Below are 22482 nucleotides of genomic sequence, written 5' to 3'. Positions count from 1 at the left end.
CCTCAGTCCTCCCGGATCATCGAGCGAGGGTCGAGCAGCGCGAGCGCCACGTCGACGAGCGTGTTCACGAGCAGCACGCCGACGCCGTACACGAGGACCACGGCCTGCACGACCTGGTAGTCCTTGTTGAGGATCGACGAGACGATCGTGCTGCCGAGGCCCGGCCAGGCGAAGACGTTCTCGACCAGCACGGTCCCGGCCACCATGGCGCTGAGGATCAGGCCGCCGAGGGTGAGCGACGCGGTCAGCGCGTTGGGCAGGGCGTGGCCGAGGTAGACGGTGCGCTTCGGCAGCCGCTTGGCGCGCGCCGTCCGGACGAAGTCGGCCTCGAGCACGGTCACCATCTCGACCCGGATGATCCGGGCCAGGATCGCGGCGGGCCCGATGGCCAGGGCGAAGACCGGCAGGACGTACGCCGAGGGCGTGTCGTTGCCGGCGACCGGCAGCCAGCCCAGGTTGACGCCGAAGACGTAGACGAGGCCGACCCCCACGAGGAAGTCCGGGATGATCCCCAGGACCACGCTGCTCGTGGTGAAGACCAGCTCGGTGCGCCGACCGTGGCCGCGCCGGGTGAGAACCCCCATCGTCACGCCCAGCGGGACGGCGATCGCGACCGCCACGACGAACGCCAGCAGGGCCAGCTGGAGCGTCGCCGGCAGCCGCTGCGACACGATGTCGGAGACGGGCAGCTGGGACACGATCGAGGTGCCGAGGTCCCCGGTGAACAGACCCTGCAGGTAGTGCCAGTACTGCACCAGGATCGGGTCGTCGAGCCCCATCTCGTCACGCTTCGCCGCGACCAGGGTGGCCGGCGCCGTGGGCCCGAGGGCCGCCCGCACCGGGTCGCCCGGGATCAGGTGGATCATCAGGAACGAGGCGGTCACCAGCACCCACAGGGAGATCAGCAGGCGACCGAGACGCCGTACGCCGAAGCGCAGCCACGCGTGGGAGCCGAGCCTCCCGACGCGTGGGGTGGCGGCGATCGCCGAGCTCGCCGAGGCCATCGCTTACTTCGCCAGCATGCGGACGCTGGTGGGCATGAACGTGCCCGGGTACTCGAACTCGGCCCCGTTGCCGAAGGTCTTCACCTCGTTGTTGGCGAAGGGCACGATGTCCGCGGCGGCGACCAGCTTGGACTCGGCACCGAGCCAGGTGTCGCAGCCGTCGGTGCCGTTCATCGCGGACGCGGCGGTCACACCGTCGGTGTAGTCGGCGTTGTCGATCCCCGAGAAGTTGGTGCCGCCGTCGGCCAGGCCGGGGCCGGAGAGGAACGGGACCAGCTGGTCGGGGCTGTTGACGTTGAGCGGGACCCACGCGATGTCCCAGTCACCGGTGCCGAAGATCGCGCCCTGGAGCGCGGTCTCGTCGACGGGCTTCGCCGTCACGTCGGCGCCCGCCGCCGTCCACTCCTGGACGGCGAGCTCGGCCGCGGCCGCCACGGCGCTGCCGGCCGCGCTCGAGTAGAGGAACGTCAGCTTCTGGCCGGCGAGCGCGGTCTTGGCGGCGTCCGCGTCGTGGGCCGGGAGGGCCGGGGTGATCGAGTCACCCGGGCAGGCGACGGGCTGGATCGCGGCGAACGTCGTGGCCTGCGTGCCCGCACCGGCGGTCGCGACCGAGGCGAGCTCCTTGAGGTCGAGCGCCTGGGTCAGGGCCATCCGGACGGCGGCGTCACTGGTCCCGTGACCGTCGTTGTGGTTGTACCACTGCTCCCCGACCATCGCGGGCGTGCTGGTGGAGAAGAGCTTCGCTGCCTCGAGCCGCTTCGCGTCCGGGCCCTGGATCGTGACCGCGTTGATCTCACCGGACAGCACCAGGTTGGCGGCCGTGCCCTCGTTCTGGACGATCTTCATGACGATCGTGTCGGGCATGCCCTTCTCGTCCGTGGTGGCTCCGTTCGGACCCCAGGTGTAGCCGTCGCGGATCTTGTACGTGTAGTGGTCGCCCGGCACGGCCTCGGTGAGCTCGTAGGGGCCGGTGCCGTCCGTGTGGTCGGCCAGCGACGTGCGGTCCTTCATGCCGGACTCGCACACCATGGGCAGGCTGGCGAGGCCGTTGAGCACGAACGGCGCGGGGTCGGTCAGCGTGATCGTCACCGTGCCTGCTGCATCGTCGCCCTTCGCGGTCGCACCTGCCGGCAGGAAGACGCCCAGGTAGGGGCTCTTGTTCTTGGGGTCGCCCACGTAGTTGAGGTTGTCCGCGGCGGTGGTGGCGGTGAAGTCGCTGCCGTCGGAGCAGGTGATGCCCTTGCCGAGGGTCAGCGTGACCGTCTTGCCGTCGACCTTCCAGTCGGTCGCGAGCTGCGACTGGATCTCACCGGTCTTGCCGTCGACCCAGACCAGGTTGTCGTAGCCGAGCTGGTTGACGGCGAACAGCTGGGTGCTGGCCGAGGACTGGGGGTCGAGCTTGCCCGGGTCACCCGCCATCGACATGGTGAACGTGCCACCGTCGGCGTACTCGCTGGTCCCCCCACCGTCGGAGGAGGAGCTGCCGTCGCTGCCGCCGCAACCGGCGAGCAGGACGGCGGTGATGCAGACTCCCAGTGCTGGGGCGGCGAGCTTCATGGCGGTTCCTTCTCGGGGTGGGTGGGTCAGGCTCCGGCGCGCCGGACGGCGCGACCGAGGTGGAGGTAGAGGGCGTGGCCGTCGCCGTCGTCACCGAGGAAGGCGTGCGGCATGAACATGCCCCGGTCGGCCTCGACCGGGATGAGCATGTCGTCGCGGTAGTACACGAGCTCCTTGCGCTCGGGCTGCTCGCCGAGCTCCTCGAAGAGACCCTTCGGGACGGTCTCGATCCAGATCCGGCCGTCGGCGTCCTGGGTGACGTTGAGGTCGAAGACCTCCGCCGAGTAGGTGCCGACGTAGCGGTGGGCGTCGATCCGCTGCGGGTCGGCGGGCGGCACCGGCAGCGCGGGGAGCCGGGTGTCCGTGAGCGCCCCGAGCACGTGGTCGTAGAGGTCCTGGTAGAGCGAGAGGACGTCCCCGCCGTTGGTGAGGAGGGCGACCGCGACGCCGGAGTCGGGCACGATCCGCAGGAAGGCGTTCTGGCCGATGGTGCTGCCGTCGTGGCCGATGATGTCGCCGTCGGGCGTGTCGAACCGCTCGAAGCCGAGGCCCCACGAGGTGCCCATCAGGCCGAGCTCGGGCAGCTCGACCGCCTTGGCGTGCATCTGGGCGGGGGTGCCGGGGGCCAGCACCTGGGCGCCGTCGGCGGCCTGGCCGTCGCGCATGTGCATCTGCGCGAAGGTGATCAGGTCGCGCGGCCGCATGGACAGCTGCGAGCCGGCCGGGGAGTTCGATCGGGCGAAGGACCAGATCGGTGCGGGCTGGTAGCCCGTCCCGGGCTCCAGCTCGACGTGGCCCATGGCGGCGCGGAACATGATCGCCTCGTACGGGCCGGCCGCGGCGTGGGTCAGGCCGAGCGGCGCGAAGAGGTGCTCGCGCAGGCAGGCGTCGTACGACTTCTCGCGCAGCACCTCGACCAGGCGGCCGAGCACGCAGAAGCCAGCGTTGTTGTAGGAGAACTGCTCGCCCGGCGGGAAGAGCTGGGGGACCTCGTGGAGGACCCCGAGGTACTTCTCGACGCAGTCGTCGCCGACGCCGGTGTCGGTGAAGATGTCGCCCTCGAAGCCCGCCGTGTGGTTGAGCAGCATCCGGACCGTGATGACCTCGGCCGCCGACTCGTCACCGATGCGGAACTCCGGCAGGTAGGTGCGCACCGTGGCGTCGAGGTCGACCGTGCCCTCGTCGACCAGCTGCATGACCAGGGTGGCGGTCCACAGCTTGGTGATCGAGCCGATCTGGAAGAGGGAGTCCGCCGTCGCCTCGACGCCGGTGGCCTTGTTGAGGAGGCCGGCGGCGCCGTCGACGACCTCGCCGTCGGAGAGGACGGCCCAGGCAGCGCCCGGGACGTCGTACTTCTCGAGGAGCGCCGGCAGCTTCTCGGCGATCCCGGCCTGGAGGGCATCGAGGTTGCTCACGCGGCACACGCTAGGAGGGGACCCTCCCGCGTTGTTCGTCCGATCCGACGAGCCTCCCCCCGGTCGTCCGTCGCCACCGACGAACCGACGGTCGGCGGCGGGACCTAGCCTGCTGCGGTGACGATCCTGCGCGCGCGGGCGGTCGACGGCAACGCGATGCTCACCCGGCTCGCGTCGGTCCTCGGCCCGTTCAGCATCGGCCACTTCGAGTACGTCGTCGGTTCCGGCGACGACGTGCTCGTGGTGATCGGCGTGCGCGGCGACGCGTGGCAGGCGCGGCGGGTGGCCGCGAAGGTCGACCGCCTGATCGGCGTCCACGACGTCGTGGTCGAGGAGGCCGTCGACGCCGCATCGTGAGGGTCGGCCCGATTTTCGCCGGTCCCCGACCGCTCCTGTATGGTTTCCGTCGCTTGGCCAGGTAGCTCAGTTGGTACGAGCGATCGCCTGAAAAGTGATAGGTCGGCGGTTCGACCCCGCCCCTGGCCACAGGCATGCAGGTCCGTGACCTGTGAAAGGCCCCTGCTGATCCAGCGGGGGCCTTTCGACACGGCCCGTTCGAGATGGTTCGCCGGCAGGCGTTAGACCGGCCGCAGTTCCGGACAGTTCCGCGTATGACCATCACGATCTTCAAGACCCTGATCCTCCTGCCGGCGGCCGTCATCGCGCTGATCGGAACCCCTGCTGTTGCTGCTGCCCCCGACGCGAGCCAGGTCGTGACGGCGCAGGTCGGCGCCCGGACCTACTACGCCGACGGCACGGTCGAGGTCGCCGTGGACGCGGGCACCCTGTCGCTGAGTCAGTGCGAGACCGGTCAGTTCTGCGTCTGGAGCCAGGCCAACTACCTGGGCTCGTTCCGCTACAAGACGGGCACCGGGTCGAAGGTGCTCGGAGGGACGGTCGGCTCGCTCTGGAACAACCGCTCGACCGTCGCGCGCCTCTACAACAACGACTCCTCGTCATCGGTCTGCCTCGAGGACGGCGTGAAGAAGCCGTCGATCACCGCCTCCTACTCGGCGGCGGAGACGGTCACGCTGTCGTCCAGTGCCAGCTGCTGAGCGAACGATCGTCGAAACCGCTCCGAAGGAAAGGTTGCCCGCTTACCCTTCCGGCGTGGGACCTCGGGACTTCGAAGACTTCTTTCGTCATACGCATCCCAAGATCCTCCGCTACACGAAGAGGTTCCTCGATCCCGACGCCGCCATGGATGCGGCGGCGCAGACGATGCACACCATCTGGGTCAAGGACGTCGATGCTCCTCGGACCGAGATCGAGCACCGCCAGCTCCAGAGCCTCGCCTACCGCGTGGCGGACGGGCACGTCCGCAACGCCCATCGCAGCGCGAGCCGGCTCGCTCGACTGGTGGAGGCGGTCGCCGGCGTCGCGGGACGTCGCGGCGTTGCTCCGGACGTCGCGGACCTCGTGGTCGAGGGTCCGACAGCATGGCTCGACCTACTCTCCCTGACCGACCGCGAGGTGCTCTCGTTGGTCGCCGACGGATATCGGGTGTCGGAGATCTCCCTCATCCTCGAGTGCTCACCGGCGGCCGTCAGCATGAGGCTGCAACGAGCCAGGCGCAACCTCCAGACGATCCTCGAAGCGAGCACGACATGACCGACGAGTTCGAGGATCCCGAGCTGGTCGCAGACGAGCTGCGGACGCTCCTGCACGGGTTGGACGTGGTGCCGCGCGACCTGGCGGAGCGGCCCGGTGAGCGGGAGCGTGCCGAGCGCGACCTGGCCCGCATCCTGTCCGACCCGGCCCAGGGCGCTCCCGGTCCGCGAGAGCCGAGGCGGCGCGTGACGATCGGGCGAGCGGTCGCCGTCCTCGCGGTCGCGTGCGTGCTCGCGCTGGCCATCGTCGTGGTCCGGCCGTGGCCCGGCTCCGCTCCGGCGGCCGCCGCCCGGACACCCGCCATGCTCACCCTCCAGGACGGCGAGGGGGTCCTCTCCGTCGCCGGCACCGATGCGGCGCCCGAGCTCGAGGACCTCGCCGACCGCGCGGAGCAGCAGCCGGCTCCCGCCAGCGGACCGGTGCAGCTGATCGGCAGGAGCTCGTGGCTGCTGTCGACCGACGAGGGTGCGCAAGGGGCGCCCGGGCGCAGCGTCATCGTGCCCACGGTGTCGATGCAGTACTTCCAGCCCGACGGAACCGTCCGGGCGATCGAGCGACGCAGCCGCCCCCTGGGCAAGGACGGGCAGCTCACCGACAGCATCGGTCAGTGGTCGACCACGCCCTCTCGGTCCGACGAGACGTTCGACGGGCCCTTGACGGGCCCGAGGTATGCGGCCGAGCTGCCGCTCGCACCGTCCGCACTCGCCCGGAGCATGATCGACGACGAGGCGACCTGTCGCGCCACGCGCGCGTACTGCCTCTTCGCGGGCTTCACGTTCCTCCACTACAACTACGTCCTCGAGCCGTCCCTCGAGGCCGCGCTGTGGCGGACACTCGCCGCCGAGCCGGGATTCCTCTTCCTCGGCACGACCCGGGATCGGCTCGGACGCACGGCGGTCGCGTTCTCCGCCCAGGGTGCCGACCCGAGCCGCAAGGTCCTGCTGCTGGCGGATCCGACGACCGGGGCGTTCCTCGGCTCCGAGGAGGTCCTCGTGCGTGACAGTCGAGAGCTCGGTCTCGCGGCGCCGGCCGTCGTCGAGTTCACGGCCCTGGAGGAGTCGTCGCGAGTCGAGCCCTCCGACCTGCCGGACGTGTCGGAGACGACCCGGTACTGACGGGTCGGGCCCCGGGGCCCTGGCTCTACTCGCCGATCCTCGACGGCACCCGGACCAGCAGGAGGCCGACGACGGCGGAGCCGATGAGTCCGGCGACGACGGGCAACGTCCACAGGGCTCCCCATGCGCCCGGTTCTGCGAATCCGGACAGCCAGGTCCCCCACGCCGCGAGAGGCAGCGCCAGGGCCATGGTGAGGACGGGGACGCAGACGGTGAGCACCAGGAGGCGGAGGCGGTGGCGCTCGACCGCACCGATCTCGACCAGGGTCCTGAGCGTCCGTCGTTGTCCGGCGACGAGGGCGGACCCACCAGCAACCAGGGCCAGCAGCACGAGCGCGGCGCCGAGCACCTCCGTCGCGGTCGCGCGGGCGCGTTCGCGATCGAACGAGCTGGCATCGGCCGCGTCGGCCGTCTGGGCGCCCGGCGCCACCCTGGAGACCAGACCGCGGACCAGGGCCTGGTCGCGTCGCGACAGGGACTGGAAGTCCAGCAGTGCCACCAGTCGCCGCCCTCCGGACCGCAGGTCGTAGCGGCGAGCGATCTCGCTGTCGGGCGCGACGACGAGTCCGGGCATGTTGCCGCCGAGCGAGCTGTCGGGCTGTGCCTCGGTGTGACCGGTCGACGCCGCCTCAGGCGTCAGTGCGACGTACTCCAGGAGCCCGACGGCACCCTGGTCGACCAGGCCCGGGTCGGACCTGGGTCCGCCCTCACCGTCGAGGGCGAGAACGACGCTGTTGACGGGCGCCATGGTCTCCTGGGAAAAGCATCCGTCGGGGACCGTGTCGGGGTTCAGCGTCTGCGCCTCGGACATGCAGTCGATCAGTCGCGTGCTCGTCACGCGGAGACGCCGGTGCGCCTCGTCGGGCAGCTGGAACTGGTCGACGTCATGACCGCCCAGGCTCCGGTACCTCTCGACGAGCAGGGTCGCCGCCCGGTCGGGCACCTCGTAGATCAGGAAGGAGCCCGGTGGCTGCGGCGCCCTGCTCAGGTGCTCCGCGACGTTGGCGTTGTGCACGGTCCGCGACCCGCTCCCGGCAGTCCCCGCGGCGATGATGCCCGCGAGCGCGGTGGCGACCAGGAGGTGGGCGGTGAACTGCCTGACCACCGCGCGAGACGCGGGAGGCAGCCGCCGGGCCACGAGGGCGCCGACGAGCCAGGGTGTCGCGCCGGTGACCATCAGGACGGCCAGGGGGACGTATCCGGCGATGCTGCTGGAGGCCGACGTGGCCTTCTGGACCGTGACGACGACGAGGACGAGGACGCCGCAACCGGCGACCACTGCGGCCGATCGCCATCCGCCGGCGCGCACCTGTGGCGACCGGACGGTGCGGGCATCCGATGCAGCCGCGCGCCCCAGGACCAGCATCGTCGCCGCCGCAGCCGCCAGCACCGTCACGCCCAGGCCGAGCAGGGCGAGCCAGGCGAGCTCGATCCCCTCCCACCGATGCCCGATGATTTCCGAGACGCGGTAGCGAGCCACCCACAGCGTCGTGCTGACCAGTGCGAAGCCGGTCGCGATCCCCACGACGAGCGTCGCGACCGCCACGCGGACGATCAGGCCCCACGCGCTGCGCGGTGACATCGACGCCTGGACGAGCGTGCTGACGTCGCCGCGCGCCACGGGGGCCATCGCGGCAAGGGTTCCGATCAGCAGGACCCCCAGCAGGAGCGCCATGCCGATCGGGGCATAGCTCAGGCTCGACAGCCCCGGTGGCAGGTTCGTCCGTGCCTGCTCGACCAGGGAGGCGGTCGGCCGGTAGGTCATCGTCCTGGCATCCATCAGCTTCGTGAGGGACGGTTCGAGATAGGGGTCGGACTCGCTGAGCCAGATGTCGGTCTGGGCGACACCCAGGTCGACATCGACGACGACCGCCGTCGCATCGTCCCCGTCGACCTCGTTGACGGTGATGCCGACCAGCTCGGCCCTCCGCGTCGCTCCTTCTTCCGAGGCGATCTCGACCTGGTCGCCGAGATCGGCGTCGAGGGCCTGGGCCACGGCGAGCGACACGGTCGCCTCGCCGGCTCCCGCGGCTCGGCCGTCGATGATGCGACCGAGGGCGACTCCCGGCTCGTTGACGACTCGGACAGCCGTCGGCGTGGTGGCCGCCTCCAGGGAGACCGATCCACTGGCATCGCTGACCCGGATCAGGCTCGGCACCCCGGCGAGCGCCTTGCGCGCCTGCGGCCCGCCGGCCTGCACCGTGAAAGCCGCCCCACCCTGGTCGGCCCGCACCGCTCGTTCCTGGGCGCTCAGTGCCGACAGGCGCACGGACTCGAGCCCGCACACGGTGGCGCCCAGGAGCAGGCCGAGGAGCACGAGGACCACAGCCTCACGCCTTCGGTACCGCAGGAGCGAGAACGTGAGGCCGCGGCTGTGCGCCTTCGACATCAGGCAGCCTGCAGGTGACTGTCTCGCAGGGACAGGCGGGAACCCACGATGTCGGCCACGTCGTGGTCGTGCGTCGCGATCACGACGATGAGGCCGTCGCGGCGGCCGACGTCGAGCAGCAGCTGCGCGATCGCGGCACTGTTGGCGGCGTCCAGCGCTCCGGTGGGCTCATCGGCCAGGAGGACCTCCGATCCGGCGAGCAGGCTGCGTGCGATGGCAACGCGTTGCTGCTCGCCACCGGACAGCGTCGCGGGCATCCGCGCGAGGTCGACCTCGGCCAGACCCACACGTCCGAGGACGTCGAGCAGGGCCCCGTCCGGGGACTCGAGACCGCGGGTCTCCCTGGCGATCCGGAGGTTGTCGCCGATCGTCAGGAACGGCACGAGCCGGTAGTCCTGATGGATGAGGGTCACCCGCGGGTCGCCCGCGGAACGCCACGACGGTGCCGCCACGGGCAGACTCGATATCTCGACCCGACCCGAGGTCGGCGCCTGCAGCCCTGCGATGACCCGCAGCAGCGTGGACTTGCCGCTTCCGCTCGGCCCCATGACGGTCACGGCGCCGGGCCTGAAGGAGTGGGAGACATCCCTGAGGGGCTGGCAGTCGTCGTACGTGACACAGACACGGTCGAGGTCAATCATCCCGAGATCGTTGCCTTTCATGGCGGGTGTGGCTCCGAGCGAGAGGCATTCGGGCGGGCGCCCCCGTGGCGAGCCCGCCCGAATGCCTGCCGCCGTGCCGACAGCCCCGGAAGCTGCCACGTGGCTGCGATCTCCCACACGCCTAGGAATGTTCGGCCGACCCGGGAATCTCACGCGCCCGAACGCGTGGCTGTCGCCGGTCTAGTCCTGACGCGGCACGGCCTGCTGCTCAGGCGCTGCGCTCCTGGGGTACGGCGAGGCGCGGGACGCCACCGAGCCCGGGCCGGTAGCGGACCCGGCCGTCGTACTGCTCGAGGGTCCGGTAGAGCGTCTGGTGCGCGACCCACGGGAGCGGCTCGGCGCCGTCGTACCAGCTGTCGCCGAAGGAGATCCACGCCGGCGTCCAGGTGGCGGCGTCGTCCCAGGCGCCGCGACGCGACATCAGCATCCGGTTGCGGACCTGGAAGGCCTGCCGCGGTCCGTCGGGACAGATCGGCGCGGTGGCGATCGGCCACAGCCGCAGGTCGAGGGTCATCAGGTGCACCTCGAGCTCGCGCAGCACGACCGGGTCGACCAGCACCGTGGCGACGTTCTCGTGGGGCACGCGCTCCATGCGCGCACGTTGCCGCCTGACGCGCGTCGTCGTCAAGGCCTCACTTGCGCAGCATCGCCGCCCACACCGGGCTGACGACACCCGTCGCGGAGCGGGCGGGTACGCCGGGCAGGTTGCGGCCGCCGTACGCCGGGCCGCCGCCGCGCGCGTCGTACCGCAGCCAGGTCTGGGCCGGCCCCTGGCCGACGCCCGGCTGCGACCAGTCGCAGACGCCGCGGGGGTAGACCGCCTGGAGGGCGGCCCACTCGTCGTCGGTGAACGGCACCAGCATGAAGGCGAAGTCGGCGCGGTCCAGCGGCTGGAGGCGGCAGGCGACGATGTCGTTGGCCTTCGGTCCGCCGGCCTCCTGGCGCGGGGTCGAGAGCCGGGTCTGGAGAGTCTGGAGCTGCTCGACGCTGCAGGCCTGCGCGGCCGCATCGACGACGCACCGGTCGGTGACGTTCGCGGGCTTGTCGTCGACGACCTTGCGCGAGAGCGCCTTGCCCGAGCCCTCCTTCTCGACGGCGCTCAGCCACGCATCCATCTTGGTCAGCGCCTCGGTCGCCCAGCTGACGTCGCCGATCAGCGGGGTCGGGCCGAACCACATCACCCGGTTGTCGGTGTTGCCCTGGTCGGCCTGGAGCCGCTCCTCGGTCCAGAAGGCGTGGGCGTAGTCGTGGGCCAGGCCCGGGTCGGGGCCGCCGTGGTTGATCATCGCGACCTCGTCGAGGTGGTTGGCCTCGTTGATCAGCCCGGTGCGGTAGGCGTTGGCGATCGAGGCCGGGTCGCCGGCGATCCGGTCGGCGATCGGCTGGGAGTCGACGTCGAGGCCGCCGACCTTGGCGTTGAGGTCGACGAACTGCGCGGGCGTGATCGTGCCCGCCTTCAGCGCCGAGAGCCCGTACAGGACACCGGTGTTGGAGAACGGGAGACCGCCGAAGCCATGGCCCGCAGCCTGCTCCTGCGGCGTCCACACGCTCTTCGGCCGTCGGCCGAGCTGGTTGACGAGCAGGTCCAGCACCGAGCACCGGACGCCGCCCGGGTTGGTCGCCGGGTCGTAGCGGGTGCTCGGGTCGCCCGGCTTCGTCGCGACCGTGCCGGAGCACTCGTGCACCGGGTTGAGCGCGGCCTTGAAGAGCCCCTCGTCCGCGACCACGGCGTTGAGGTGCGAGACGTGTCCCTCGACCTGCGCCATCTGGGTCGGCAGCCAGGCAACGCCGGGCGCCCAGCGTGACGGGTCCTCGAAGTAGAGCCGCAGCAGGTGGTAGTCGGCGAACTGCGCGCCGGCCGTGAAGGTGTCGGGGTAGGAGCAGGTGGTGATCAGGCCCTGGTAGATGCCGGGGTAGGCGTTCGCCACGGTGTGCTGGGCGATCGAGCCTCCGGAGCAGCCGGTGCCGATCGTGTAGCGGAGGGTGCCGTAGCGCTCGACGAGGCGCTCCTTGGCCATCATCACCGACTCGGCGTTCAGCGCGACCGAGCAGTTGTGGCCGGTGTTGTCGAGCGCGGTCGACAGCACCGCGAAGCCCTTGCCGAGCGCCGTGATGTAGCTCGACGTGACGCCCGGGACGCCGTCGAGGGTGCCGGAGTAGTCGACCAGCGGCGGCTCGCCCGGCTCGTACGACGCACCGCACCCGCCGCCGTGCGTGACCAGGAGCTTGTGGTTCCACTGCCGCTGCGGCCTGGTCGCCGTCCACTGCTTGCCGGGGCGGAAGAGCGTGAGGATCGTGTAGCGGTCGCGGTCCTGGAAGCCCTGCTCCCGGCGGACGATGAACGGCACCTCGACCCCACGGTCGGTCGTCGTGGTCGCGACGTCCGAGGGCGGGTTCTTCACGTCGTACGGCTGGAGGTCGCCCTGCACCGGGTTGGTCGAGCGGTAGAGGAGGTCGTACGTCGCCGGCTGGTTGCACCGCGCGTCGCGAGCGCCCGCCTGGCAGCGGTAGTGCCGAGTCTGCGGCCCCGAGAACACCGGCCCGCCGTTGGGGTGGTTGACGATCACGGTGCGCGCGGGCGTGGCCCGCGGCGCCGTCGCGCGCACGACGTTGCGGCCGACGGCGAGGCCGCGCACCAGGCCGACGAGCCGGTGGCTGGAGATGCGGTCGAAGCGCTTCGTGACGTCGCGCTTGCCGACGAGGACGTGCACCGTGCCCGGCCGGACGCCGCGGGGCACCCGCACCGCCACCAGGGCGTCGCCGCCCGAGATCAGGTCGGAGCGGTTGGAGAGCACCTCGATCGCGAGCCGACCCGTCGCCGCCGCTGCCGTGGTGCCGGCGACGGGCAGCGACACCAGGAAGGGCATCAGCAGAGCCAGGATGACGAGGTCGACTCGAGCGCGCATGCACCCTCAACGACCCAGCGTGGCGACCGTCACGACCCTTGACGACGGGCCGTCCGCATGTACTCTTTAACTATGACAGTAGATAAAGCAGGAAAGGATGCGGCCGAGCAGACGTCGCGCATCGAGTTCCGGCTCGACCCCACCTCGGGCGTGCCGACCTACCTGCAGCTCGTCCAGCAGGTCGAGCAGGCGCTGCGGCTCGGGTTCCTCCAGCCCGGCGACCAGCTCCCCAAGGTGCGCGAGGTCGTCGCCGGCCTCGCCATCAACCCGAACACCGTCCTCAAGGCCTACCGCGAGCTCGAGCACAAGGGGCTCGCGTCCGGACGCCCCGGCACGGGCACGTTCGTCGAGTCGTCGCTGGACCCGGTGACGCTGCCCGAGCTCGCCGGGCTGCGCCGGTCGCTGCGCCGGTGGCTGGCCGAGGCGGACGCGGCCGGACTCGACGAGGACGGCGTCGTCGCGCTGGTCGTGAGCACGTTGCGGGATGTCCCCGAGCGGGATTTTTCTGAACGGCGTCGCGGAGGCGTCGCATGAACATCATCGAGACCACGGACCTGGGTCGCCGCTACGGCGCCACCTGGGCGCTGCGTGACTGCACCCTCGCCGTACCCGAGGGCCACCTGGTGGCGCTGGTCGGCCCGAACGGCGCCGGCAAGAGCACCCTGCTCAACCTGGTGATGGGGCTGACCGCTCCCTCGGCCGGCGAGGTCACGGTGCTCGACGGCCTGCGGGCGGGGTCGATCGAGGCGCTGGCCGGCACCGGCTTCGTCGCCCAGGACATGCCGCTCTACAAGAGCCTCTCGGTCGCCGACATGATCCGGCTGACCCAGCACCTCAACCAGCACTTCGACGAGGCCTACGCGCACCGCCGTCTCGGCGACCTCGCGATCGACCCGAAGCAGAAGTCGGGCAGCCTCTCCGGCGGCCAGCGGGCCCAGCTCGCGCTGACCCTGGCGCTGGGACGGCACCCACGACTGCTGGTCCTCGACGAGCCGACGGCCTCCCTCGACCCGCTCGCCCGGCACGACTTCATGTCCACCGTGATGACCGCGATGGCGGACGACGGCGTCTCGGTGCTGCTGTCGTCCCACCTGCTCTCCGAGCTCGAGCGGGTGGCCGACCACCTGGTGCTCATCGCCCAGGGACGGGTGCGCATCGACGGCTCCGTCGAGGACCTCCTCGCGCAGCACCGCGTCGTCATCACCCAGCCGGGGCGCGAGCCGGCGTCGACTCCCTGGGACGTCGTCGACTCCGGCGACGCTGCCGCGCTGGGCGGCCGGCTGGTCCGGCTGCACGCCCCCGGCGTACCGCTGCCGGACGGCTGCGACGCCCGCACCGTCGGCATCGAGGAGCTCGCCATGGCCTACCTGAGAGCGGGCTCGCAGCCGGCCGCTCCCGCCCTGACAGGAGCAGCATCATGACCGTCCTCGCCGCACCTCCCACCCTGGTCCACCCCGTCCCCTGGACCCGTCTGGCCTGGGTCGCGTGGCGCCGCTACCGCTCCGTCCTGGTCGGCACCCTGCTGCTCCTCGCCGCACTGTCGGTCTACCTCCTGGTGACCGGGAACCAGCTGCGCTCGGCGTACGCCGACGTCGACCAGTGCCAGCCACCGGTGTCGTCCTCGGCCTGCCAGATCCAGTGGATGGGCTTCGTCGACAAGTACGGCAACACCGGCTTCCTCGGGCCGTTCCTGCTGCTGCTGCCCGGCGTCATCGGGGTCTTCGCCGGTGCGCCGCTGTTCGGCCGCGAGCTCGAGACCGGCACCTTCCGCTACGCCTGGACCCAGGGGATCGGCAGGATGCGCCTGGCGATCGCGCTCATCGTCCCCGGCGCCGTCGGCGTCGTCGCGCTCATGGTCGGGATCGGCGCACTGGAGACCTGGCGCGCCCAGCCGCTGGCCGACGCCGGCATCGCGCGCCGGCTCGAGGGCTCGCTCTTCCCCACGGCCGGTCCCGCGGTCGCGGGCTGGGCACTGCTCGCCTTCACCGGCGGCGTGCTCGCAGGCCTGCTGTGGCGACGTACCGTCCCCGCCCTCGGCTCGGTCTTCGCCCTCTGGTTCGGGCTGGCGTTCGCCGCGTCGAGGTTCCGGCTCCACTACCTCACGCCGCTGACCACCACGAAGGGCGAGCCCGACCCGCACGACGTCGTGACCGGCCAGTGGTGGACCTCAGGCGGAGTGCGGGTGAGCGACTCGGACATCAACTCCCAGCTGGCAGCCCTGGGCGTCCAGATGGACGGCGACGGGTTCCACGCCCAGGCCGGGCCCGGCAGCGACGCTCCCCCGGACCCGATCGAGTGGCTCAGCCAGCACGGGTACACGCAGGTCATCAGCTACCAGCCCGACCACCGCTACTGGACCTTCCAGTGGATCGAGCTGGGCTGGCTCCTCGCCCTCTCCGCCGCCCTCCTCGCCATCACCTTCTGGCTGCTGCGGCGGATGTCGGCCTGAGGTTGGTCTCGGGGACTCCCTGTTGCCTGGGGGCGCCGACAGGCTGGCTACGCCGGTGACGTCGGCGGTGGGTTGCGCTCGCTTGCCGGGCTGCGGGTCTGCTCGAAATAGTTCGAACCAACCTCACGAATGACTAGAACACACGTTCGAATCATGGTAGGATCGAGCATGGCTCGACGCACCCCCACCCAGGACCCGCAGCTGCGGGATCTACTGGCGCGTGCGACCGAGCAGACCCAGGTCGCGCGGATGGCCGAGGCCGCCCGGTTCGAGCTCGCCGCCGCGTGGGCCGAGGCCCACCCCGCGCCGGTCGAGGACGCGGTGGTCGACGAGCTCGGCGACCTGGTCATGTTCGGCGACCAGCCCATCACCCTGGCCGGCGAGGGCGCGCCCGGGATGTCGGAGTTCGCGGTCGCGGAGTTCGCCGCCGCCGTGGGCATGTCCGCCTACCAGGGCCGCAACTTCCTCGGCGCCGCCCTCGAGGCCAAGTACCGGCTCCCGCAGATCTGGGCGAAGACCATGGCCGGTGAGATCCCGGTGTGGAAGGTCCGCCGGGTCACCGACCGCACCCACCGCCTCAACCCCACCGCGGCGGCCTCCGTCGACCGGCAGTTGGCACCGGTGCTGGCGTCGTGCTCGTGGGCGAAGGTCGAGTCGGAGGTCGAGACCGCCGCCGCCGTGGCCGACCCCGAGCACGCCGAGGGCGAACGCCAGGCTCACCTCGACATCGCGTTGACCGACGCCCGTCTCAACCGGGGCCTCGTGCCGATCACCGGGCTCCTGGAGTACACCGACGCGTTGGCCCTCGACGCACAGATCAAGGCCGGCGCCCACGCCCTGCTGACCGAGCACCCGGAGCTCGACCTGGATGTCCGCCGCGCCATGGCCGCCGGACAGCTCGGTGGCGATGCCGCTGTGCCGCGCGAGGTCGTCATCTACGCCCACCACCAGCCCGACGAGGCCCACGGCATCGTGAGTCTGGAGGGCGGCCACGTCCCGTACGCCACCATCGACCAGCTGGTCGAGTGGTGCACCCAGGCCGGCAGCCGGGTCAGCGTCCGGCCCGTCCTCGACCTCTCCGAGGAGATCACCGTCGACCGGTACACGCCCACGCAGCGGCAGCGGGAGCAGGCGATCCTGCTGACTCCGACCTGTGTGTTCCCGCACTGCAACAAGGACGCCCGGGGCTGCGACCTCGACCACATCACCGCCTACAGCCAGGGCGGGAAGACCACGAGCTGGAACCTCGCGCCATTGTGCCGCTTCCACCACCGTGTCAAGACCTTCAGCACCTGGACCTACCACCGCACCTCCCGCACCGGCTTCGTGTGGACCAGCCCCAAGGGCCGGGTCCACCCCGTCGACCTCACCGACTTCACCACCGAACACCGACGACGAACCCGCTGACCCCCACCCCGCCGGCATCGCTGGCGGGGCCATCCTCATGCCACCCGGGCCACCACGGTCGACCCGAGCCAACCCGCAACCCGACCAGGCACTGGAAATCGCCCCCGCAACCACCGCCCACGGTGACCACGTCTCCCGGTAGTCGCGTCACCAGCAGCAACCACCACTGACCGCGGCGCTGAGCTCATCGCGGGTCGGCCGGCTTCTTCCAGCCGGGGGTGCTGAGGATTCTTCGTCTCGGTGCGACGCGTTCTAATCTCGGAAGTCCAGGCAGACGCACGTTTCGGACCCCCAGGAGCAGCAATGGACTTCAAGGTCGCCGACCTCAACCTGGCCGACTTCGGCCGCACCGAGATCCAGCTCGCCGAGCACGAGATGCCCGGCCTGATGGCGATGCGTGAGCGCTACGGTGCCGAGAAGCCGCTCGCCGGTGCCCGTATCGCCGGCTCGCTGCACATGACGATCCAGACCGCGGTGCTCATCGAGACGCTGGTCGCGCTCGGTGCCGAGGTGCGCTGGGCGTCGTGCAACATCTTCTCGACCCAGGACCACGCGGCCGCCGCGATCGCGGTCGGCCCCACCGGCACCCCCGAGGACCCGCAGGGCGTCCCGGTCTTCGCCTGGAAGGGCGAGACGCTGGAGGAGTACTGGTGGTGCACCCAGCAGATCCTCGACTGGGGCACCGAGCAGCCGAACATGATCCTCGACGACGGTGGCGACGCCACCCTGCTCGTCCACCTGGGCGTCCAGGCCGAGAAGAGCGGCGTCGCGCCGGACCCGGCCACGGCCACCAGCACCGAGCAGCGGATCATCTTCGAGGTCCTCAACTCGGTCCTCGCCGAGAAGCCGAACCACTGGACCCCGATCGCGAACTCGATCAAGGGCGTCACCGAGGAGACCACGACCGGTGTCCACCGCCTCTACGAGATGATGAACGAGGGGACGCTGCTCTTCCCGGCCATCAACGTCAACGACTCGGTGACCAAGTCGAAGTTCGACAACAAGTACGGCTGCCGGCACTCGCTCATCGACGGCATCAACCGCGCCACCGACGTCCTCATCGGCGGCAAGGTCGCGGTCGTCTGCGGGTACGGCGACGTCGGCAAGGGCTGCGCCGAGTCCCTCAAGGGCCAGGGCGCGCGCGTCATCGTCACCGAGATCGACCCGATCTGCGCGCTGCAGGCGTCGATGGACGGCTACCAGGTCACCACCCTCGAGGAGGCCCTGCCGTACGCCGACATCATCATCACGTCGACCGGCAACAAGGACGTCGTCACCATCGAGCACATGAAGTCGATGAAGCACAACGCGATCGTCGGCAACATCGGTCACTTCGACAACGAGATCGACATGGCCGGCCTCGAGGCGCCGGGCGTCGCCGAGCGCAAGAACGTCAAGCCGCAGGTCGACCTGTGGACCTTCCCGTCCGGCAAGGCGATCATCGTCCTCTCCGAGGGCCGGCTGATGAACCTCGGCAACGCGACCGGGCACCCGTCCTTCGTGATGTCGAACTCGTTCACCAACCAGGTGCTCGCGCAGATCGAGATCTTCACGAAGCCCGAGGACTACCCGGTCGGCGTCTACGTCCTGCCGAAGCACCTCGACGAGGAGGTCGCGCGTCTGCACCTCGACGCGCTCGGCGTGAAGCTGACGACCCTGACGGACTCGCAGGCGTCGTACCTCGGCGTCGACGTCGCGGGCCCGTACAAGTCCGAGCAGTACCGCTACTGATCGCAGTCGCGACCCGACGCACCAGCCCGAGCCTTCACCGGCTCGGGCTGGTGCGTTGAGGCACTATGGATGACATGACCGAGCCCGTGGGCGCCTCGTCGGGCGCCGTCAGCGACCAGGCGACCAAGGGTCGGATCCTGGTCGTCGACGACGACGCGTCGCTGGCGGAGATGCTGACGATCGTGCTCCGCCAGGAGGGCTTCGAGAGCCGCATGGTCACCCGGGGTGACGAGGCGGTCGAGGCGTTCCGCGCCTACCGACCCGACCTGGTGCTGCTCGACCTGATGCTGCCCGGCAAGGACGGCATCGACGTCTGCAAGGAGATCCGCGCCGAGTCCGGGGTGCCGATCGTGATGCTCACGGCCAAGGGCGACACCGTCGACGTCGTCGTCGGGCTCGAGTCCGGCGCCGACGACTACGTCGTGAAGCCGTTCAAGCCCAAGGAGCTGGTGGCCCGGATCCGGGCCCGGATCCGGCGCTTCGACACACCGGCGCAGGAGAACCTCCTGATCGGCGACCTCACCATCGACGTCGCCGGCCACGCGGTCGCGCGCGCCGGTGTCCCGATCAGCCTGACGCCGCTCGAGTTCGACCTGCTCGTCTGCCTCGCCCGCAAGCCGTGGCAGGTGTTCACCCGCGAGGTGCTCCTCGAGCAGGTCTGGGGCTACCGGCACGCCGCCGACACCCGCCTGGTCAACGTGCACGTGCAGCGGCTCCGCTCCAAGGTCGAGCACGACCCCGAGAGCCCCGAGATCGTCGTCACCGTCCGGGGCGTCGGTTACAAGGCCGGGACGGCGTGAGGTCCGCCCATGCTGCACCTGCGCCCTCGCGGGTCGCACTGGCTCCCTGAGCCGGTACGCCGTGCCCTGACCTTCTGGCGCCGATCCATCCAGGCGCGGGTCGTGGTGAGCACGGTGCTGCTCTCGGTCGCGGTCATCACGGTCGTCGGCTGGTACCTGCTCCAACAGGTGCAGGACGGCCTGCTCGACCACCGGGTCGCCGCCGTCGTGGCCGAGTCGAACGACGAGACGGCCGAGGCCCGCGACCGCCTCGAGGCCGCCTCGGGCACCGATGCCGACGTCGCGAGCCAGAAGCTCGACCTGGTCGACCCGATCGTCCAGACGGGTGAGACCCGTGGCTTCTCCGTCGTGCTCGCGGGCCCGACGGGGGGCAACGGCCGGATCGCCGACGGCGGGGTCAACTCGACGCCCCAGCTCGACACGGGCAGCGTCCCGTCCTCGCTGGAGGACCATTTCGACGACGAGGCGTCCACCGCCTGGACGTACACGACGATCCGCACCACCGACGACGACGGCGTGACCACGTCCACCCCCGGCATCGTGGTCGGCTCGCAGGTGCTCCTCCCTGCGGATGCCCAGACCTACACGCTCTACTACCTCTTCCCGCTCGACGAGCAGGAGGAGACCATGGCCCTGGTGACCCGGGCCCTGCTCACCGCCGCCGTGCTGCTGATCGTGCTGGTCGCGGGCACGACCTGGCTGGTGACCCGCCAGGTCGTCACCCCGATCCGGATGGCCCGGCGGGTCGCCGAGCGACTGGCGGCCGGCCAGCTCCAGGAGCGCCTGCGGGTCTCCGGCGAGGACGACCTGGCCCGCCTCGCGACGTCGTTCAACCAGATGGCGAGCAACCTCCAGCGCCAGATCCGCCAGCTGGAGGAGCTCAGCCGGGTCCAGCGTCGCTTCGTCTCCGACGTCTCGCACGAGCTGCGGACCCCGTTGACGACGGTGCGGATGGCGAGCGACGTGCTCCACGACGCGCGCGCCGACTTCGACCCGACCACGGCGCGAGCCGCCGAGCTGCTCCAGACCGAGCTGGACCGCTTCGAGACGCTCCTGGCCGACCTGCTCGAGATCAGCAGGTTCGACGCCGGTGCCGCCGTCCTCGAGCTCGACGACATCGACCTCGTCGCCGTCGCCCACCGGATCGTCGACGCGACCCGGGCGCTCGCGCGCCAGCGCAACGTCGAGGTCGTGGTCCACGCCCCGGACCACCCGTGCCTCGCGGAGGCCGACGTACGACGGGTGGAGCGGGTCGTGCGCAACCTGGTCACCAACGCGATCGACCACACCGGCACCGAGCGCTCCGGCGGTGACATCGTGATCCTCGTCGAGGGCGACGACCACGCGGCCGCGATCGCGGTGCGCGACTACGGCGTCGGCCTCGCGCCGGGGGAGGCTGCGATGGTGTTCAACCGCTTCTGGCGCGCCGACCCCGCCCGCGCGCGGACCAGCGGCGGCACCGGTCTCGGCCTGTCGATCTCGCTCGAGGACACGCACCTGCACGGTGGATGGCTGCAGGCCTGGGGCCGACCGGGAGAGGGCGCCCAGTTCCGGCTGACCCTGCCCCGCCGCGCCGGCGGGGTGCTCCGGCACAGCCCGCTGCCGCTGGTCCCCTCCGACGTCACGGAGCCGGTCACGTGAGCCGCCTCCACCGCGCCCCCGTCGCCGTCGTCGTCGCCCTGCTCACCGCCGGTCTCCTGGCCGGCTGCGTCGCCATGCCCGACTCGGGCCCGGTCGTCGAGAGCCAGGCCCGTGGCGGTGACACCGCCGGAGGCGGCACCTACTTCAACCCCAAGCCCCCGCAGGCCGGCGACACCCGTGCCGACATCGTGCGCGGCTTCCTCGTCGCCATGCGGGCGACGCCGATCCAGACCAACACGGCCCGTGAGTTCCTGACCAAGGACGCCGCCGCGGCCTGGTCGCCGGACGAGACCGTCACCTACGCCGGCTACCCGAAGGTGGCCGAGACCGCCGCGGGGGTCTCGGTCGCCCTCGCGGAGCCCGACCACATCGACGCCCAGGGCGCCTGGCAGGGCCCGCTGGCGAGGTCGCAGCGCACCGTCAGCTTCCCGATGGCGATCGAGGACGGGGAGTGGCGCATCGACTCGGCACCGGACGCCCTCATCGTCCCGGAGACCTGGTTCGCCACCCGCTTCCAGCAGGTCTCGCTCTACTTCTTCGACCCGACCGTGCAGACCCTGGTGCCGGAGCCCGTCTACGTCCAAGGTGGCAAGCAGCTCGCCAGCACGCTGACCCAGGCGCTGCTGCTGGGGCCGAGCGAGGGCCTGGACCGCGTCGTCAAGAGCTTCGTGCCGCCCGGCCTGACCATCAACCTGTCGGTCCCGATCTCAGCCGACGGCGTCGCCGCCATCGGACTCAAGGGCGACGCCGGCCAGCTCTCGGCCGAGTCGATCGAGCTGATGATGGCGCAGTTCGCGTGGACGCTGCGCCAGGACCCGCGTATCGAGGCGTTCAAGGTCACGATCAACGACGACCCGGTGACCCTGCCCGGCGGCGTCAGTGCCTACCGGGTCGACGGCGGCGCCCAGTACGACCCGGCCGGCTTCCAGGCGAGCCCGCTGCTCTACGGGCTGCGCGGCGGGCTGCTGTCCTCCGGGACCGGCGGCACGCTCGCACCCGTGAGCGGCCCCCTCGGCAGTGCCCAGCTGGGCCTGCGCAGCGTTGCGGTGAGCGTGACGGCCGAGCAGGCGGCCGGGGTCGCCGACGACGGCCGGTCGCTGGTCGTCGGGCCCGTGAGCAGCAGCGACGGCGCGACCGCGGACACCGTGCTGACCGGTGCCCGCAGTCTGCTGCGCCCCGGGTGGGACTTCGCCGACCGCCTGTGGGTGGTGGACAGGACCGCGGACGGTGCCGCCGTCTCGTGGATCAGGAACGGCACGACCCACCCCCTCAACGTCCCCGGGATCAGCGGCACCCGGGTGCGCAGCTTCGTGATCTCGCGCGACGGGTCCCGGCTGGTCGCCGTCGTACGCCGGAAGGGAGGCGACGAGCTGCGGGTGAGCCGGATCGCCCACAACCGCAACGGCCGGGTGCTGTGGGCCACCCCGGCCCGACCCATCTCGGAGGCGCCGGACAGCGACCTCCCGGTGCGGGCGATCTCCTGGCGCTCGACCACGACGCTGGCGATCCTCAGCCCGTTCGGCGCCAGCGACAACCTGGTGCAGCTCCGCACGGCCTCGGTCGACGGGTCGCCCGCGGCCGAGGGCAGCTCCACGACCATCGAGTACGGCCTGCGCGACCTGGCGGGGTCGCCGGACCCCGAGGACCCGCTGTACGGCGCCAACCGGCAGATCCTGGTCAACCTCTCTGCCCGGGCCCGGCCCACGGACCCGCTGGCGGACGGCACGACCGAGATCGGGTACGTCGGCTGAGTCGGTGATCCACAGGCCCTCCTCGGGCGCTTGAGCCGCGACCG

19 protein-coding genes and 1 tRNA gene are annotated in these 22482 nt (G+C 71.1%); 13 read left to right on the top strand and 7 right to left on the bottom strand.

Features of this window, described 5'->3' with window-relative positions; translation table 11 throughout:
- Window positions 1–2: 2 nt before the first annotated feature.
- From ASC77_RS09090 to ASC77_RS09080, 3 genes are read right to left on the bottom strand one after another with little or no spacing between them, the layout of a single operon-like run.
- Window positions 3–1004 (bottom strand): ABC transporter permease, encoded by a 1002-nt coding sequence (locus ASC77_RS09090; protein WP_082574600.1) that lies wholly within the window; start codon window positions 1002–1004, stop codon window positions 3–5.
- A 3-nt stretch (window positions 1005–1007) separates the two neighbouring features.
- Window positions 1008–2561: an ABC transporter substrate-binding protein gene (locus ASC77_RS09085; protein ID WP_056151251.1), complete on the bottom strand. Its 1554-nt coding sequence runs from the start codon at window positions 2559–2561 to the stop codon at window positions 1008–1010.
- A gap of 26 nt (window positions 2562–2587) precedes the next feature.
- Window positions 2588–3976: a serine hydrolase domain-containing protein gene (locus tag ASC77_RS09080; protein ID WP_056151248.1), complete on the bottom strand. Its 1389-nt coding sequence runs from the start codon at window positions 3974–3976 to the stop codon at window positions 2588–2590.
- A 117-nt stretch (window positions 3977–4093) separates the two neighbouring features.
- Here ASC77_RS09080 and ASC77_RS09075 point away from each other — a divergent pair, with 117 nt between their 5' ends.
- The 5 genes from ASC77_RS09075 (at window position 4094) to ASC77_RS09055 (ending at window position 6702) form a co-directional block, all read left to right on the top strand.
- Entirely contained in the window at window positions 4094–4333 is a 240-nt protein-coding gene (locus tag ASC77_RS09075) for a hypothetical protein (protein WP_056151247.1), read from the top strand.
- A 55-nt stretch (window positions 4334–4388) separates the two neighbouring features.
- Window positions 4389–4462: transfer RNA gene (locus ASC77_RS09070), tRNA-Phe, on the top strand.
- 125 nt (window positions 4463–4587) lie between these two features.
- The gene (locus ASC77_RS09065; protein ID WP_056151244.1) at window positions 4588–5031 is read left to right on the top strand and encodes a peptidase inhibitor family I36 protein; all 444 of its coding nucleotides are present in this window, start codon (window positions 4588–4590) and stop codon (window positions 5029–5031) included.
- Window positions 5018–5587, top strand: a complete 570-nt coding sequence (locus ASC77_RS09060; protein ID WP_156391008.1) for an RNA polymerase sigma factor — start codon at window positions 5018–5020, stop codon at window positions 5585–5587. Before ASC77_RS09065 ends, ASC77_RS09060 begins: the two co-directional genes overlap by 14 nt.
- A complete protein-coding gene (locus ASC77_RS09055) occupies window positions 5584–6702 on the top strand; it encodes a CU044_5270 family protein (RefSeq protein ID WP_056151239.1) in 1119 nt (372 codons plus the stop codon). The genes ASC77_RS09060 and ASC77_RS09055 overlap by 4 nt, the downstream gene beginning before the upstream one ends.
- A 25-nt stretch (window positions 6703–6727) precedes the next feature.
- Here ASC77_RS09055 and ASC77_RS09050 read toward each other — a convergent pair whose 3' ends face one another.
- From ASC77_RS09050 to ASC77_RS09035, 4 genes are all read right to left on the bottom strand, one after another.
- The gene (locus ASC77_RS09050) at window positions 6728–9091 is read right to left on the bottom strand and encodes a hypothetical protein (RefSeq protein WP_056793408.1); all 2364 of its coding nucleotides are present in this window, start codon (window positions 9089–9091) and stop codon (window positions 6728–6730) included.
- Entirely contained in the window at window positions 9091–9852 is a 762-nt protein-coding gene (locus ASC77_RS09045) for an ABC transporter ATP-binding protein (RefSeq protein ID WP_156391007.1), read from the bottom strand. The genes ASC77_RS09050 and ASC77_RS09045 overlap by 1 nt, the downstream gene beginning before the upstream one ends.
- Window positions 9853–9961: 109 nt before the next feature.
- A complete protein-coding gene (locus ASC77_RS09040) occupies window positions 9962–10345 on the bottom strand; it encodes a hypothetical protein (protein ID WP_056151233.1) in 384 nt (127 codons plus the stop codon).
- A 40-nt stretch (window positions 10346–10385) separates the two neighbouring features.
- Window positions 10386–12659 carry a DUF6351 family protein gene (locus ASC77_RS09035; protein WP_056151231.1) on the bottom strand — a complete coding sequence of 758 codons (2274 nt, stop codon included), beginning with the start codon at window positions 12657–12659 and terminating at the stop codon, window positions 10386–10388.
- 72 nt (window positions 12660–12731) lie between these two features.
- Between ASC77_RS09035 and ASC77_RS09030 the strand changes: the two genes are divergently transcribed.
- From ASC77_RS09030 to ASC77_RS08995, 8 genes are all read left to right on the top strand, one after another.
- Window positions 12732–13193: a GntR family transcriptional regulator gene (locus ASC77_RS09030; protein WP_056151230.1), complete on the top strand. Its 462-nt coding sequence runs from the start codon at window positions 12732–12734 to the stop codon at window positions 13191–13193.
- Window positions 13190–14080, top strand: a complete 891-nt coding sequence (locus ASC77_RS09025; protein ID WP_056151228.1) for an ABC transporter ATP-binding protein — start codon at window positions 13190–13192, stop codon at window positions 14078–14080. Before ASC77_RS09030 ends, ASC77_RS09025 begins: the two co-directional genes overlap by 4 nt.
- Window positions 14077–15108, top strand: a complete 1032-nt coding sequence (locus ASC77_RS09020) for an ABC transporter permease subunit (protein ID WP_056151226.1) — start codon at window positions 14077–14079, stop codon at window positions 15106–15108. Before ASC77_RS09025 ends, ASC77_RS09020 begins: the two co-directional genes overlap by 4 nt.
- A 168-nt stretch (window positions 15109–15276) precedes the next feature.
- The gene (locus tag ASC77_RS27170; RefSeq protein WP_056151224.1) at window positions 15277–16515 is read left to right on the top strand and encodes an HNH endonuclease signature motif containing protein; all 1239 of its coding nucleotides are present in this window, start codon (window positions 15277–15279) and stop codon (window positions 16513–16515) included.
- 303 nt (window positions 16516–16818) lie between these two features.
- The gene (gene ahcY, locus ASC77_RS09010; protein WP_056151222.1) at window positions 16819–18246 is read left to right on the top strand and encodes an adenosylhomocysteinase; all 1428 of its coding nucleotides are present in this window, start codon (window positions 16819–16821) and stop codon (window positions 18244–18246) included.
- Between the two features lie 74 nt (window positions 18247–18320).
- Entirely contained in the window at window positions 18321–19046 is a 726-nt protein-coding gene (mtrA, locus tag ASC77_RS09005; RefSeq protein WP_056151221.1) for an MtrAB system response regulator MtrA, read from the top strand.
- A gap of 9 nt (window positions 19047–19055) precedes the next feature.
- Entirely contained in the window at window positions 19056–20687 is a 1632-nt protein-coding gene (gene mtrB, locus ASC77_RS09000; RefSeq protein WP_056151218.1) for an MtrAB system histidine kinase MtrB, read from the top strand.
- The gene (locus tag ASC77_RS08995) at window positions 20684–22438 is read left to right on the top strand and encodes an LpqB family beta-propeller domain-containing protein (RefSeq protein ID WP_056151216.1); all 1755 of its coding nucleotides are present in this window, start codon (window positions 20684–20686) and stop codon (window positions 22436–22438) included. Before mtrB ends, ASC77_RS08995 begins: the two co-directional genes overlap by 4 nt.
- Window positions 22439–22482 lie beyond the last annotated feature (44 nt).

The organism is Nocardioides sp. Root1257 (assembly GCF_001425175.1).
In the GTDB taxonomy this organism is placed as follows: Bacteria; Actinomycetota; Actinomycetes; order Propionibacteriales; family Nocardioidaceae; genus Nocardioides.
This window is presented reverse-complemented; position numbering and strand designations above follow the sequence as displayed.

Coding starts and splice junctions, on each gene's coding strand:
- mtrA (WP_056151221.1), top strand. CDS start 18,321: ATGACCGAGCCCGTGGGCGCCTCGTCGGGCGCCGTCAGCGACCAGGCG.
- ASC77_RS09050 (WP_056793408.1), bottom strand. CDS start 9,091: ATGTCGAAGGCGCACAGCCGCGGCCTCACGTTCTCGCTCCTGCGGTAC.
- ASC77_RS09085 (WP_056151251.1), bottom strand. CDS start 2,561: ATGAAGCTCGCCGCCCCAGCACTGGGAGTCTGCATCACCGCCGTCCTG.
- ASC77_RS27170 (WP_056151224.1), top strand. CDS start 15,277: ATGGCTCGACGCACCCCCACCCAGGACCCGCAGCTGCGGGATCTACTG.
- ASC77_RS09025 (WP_056151228.1), top strand. CDS start 13,190: ATGAACATCATCGAGACCACGGACCTGGGTCGCCGCTACGGCGCCACC.
- ASC77_RS09055 (WP_056151239.1), top strand. CDS start 5,584: ATGACCGACGAGTTCGAGGATCCCGAGCTGGTCGCAGACGAGCTGCGG.
- ahcY (WP_056151222.1), top strand. CDS start 16,819: ATGGACTTCAAGGTCGCCGACCTCAACCTGGCCGACTTCGGCCGCACC.
- mtrB (WP_056151218.1), top strand. CDS start 19,056: ATGCTGCACCTGCGCCCTCGCGGGTCGCACTGGCTCCCTGAGCCGGTA.
- ASC77_RS09030 (WP_056151230.1), top strand. CDS start 12,732: ATGACAGTAGATAAAGCAGGAAAGGATGCGGCCGAGCAGACGTCGCGC.
- ASC77_RS09040 (WP_056151233.1), bottom strand. CDS start 10,345: ATGGAGCGCGTGCCCCACGAGAACGTCGCCACGGTGCTGGTCGACCCG.
- ASC77_RS09090 (WP_082574600.1), bottom strand. CDS start 1,004: ATGGCCTCGGCGAGCTCGGCGATCGCCGCCACCCCACGCGTCGGGAGG.
- ASC77_RS09020 (WP_056151226.1), top strand. CDS start 14,077: ATGACCGTCCTCGCCGCACCTCCCACCCTGGTCCACCCCGTCCCCTGG.
- ASC77_RS09065 (WP_056151244.1), top strand. CDS start 4,588: ATGACCATCACGATCTTCAAGACCCTGATCCTCCTGCCGGCGGCCGTC.
- ASC77_RS09035 (WP_056151231.1), bottom strand. CDS start 12,659: ATGCGCGCTCGAGTCGACCTCGTCATCCTGGCTCTGCTGATGCCCTTC.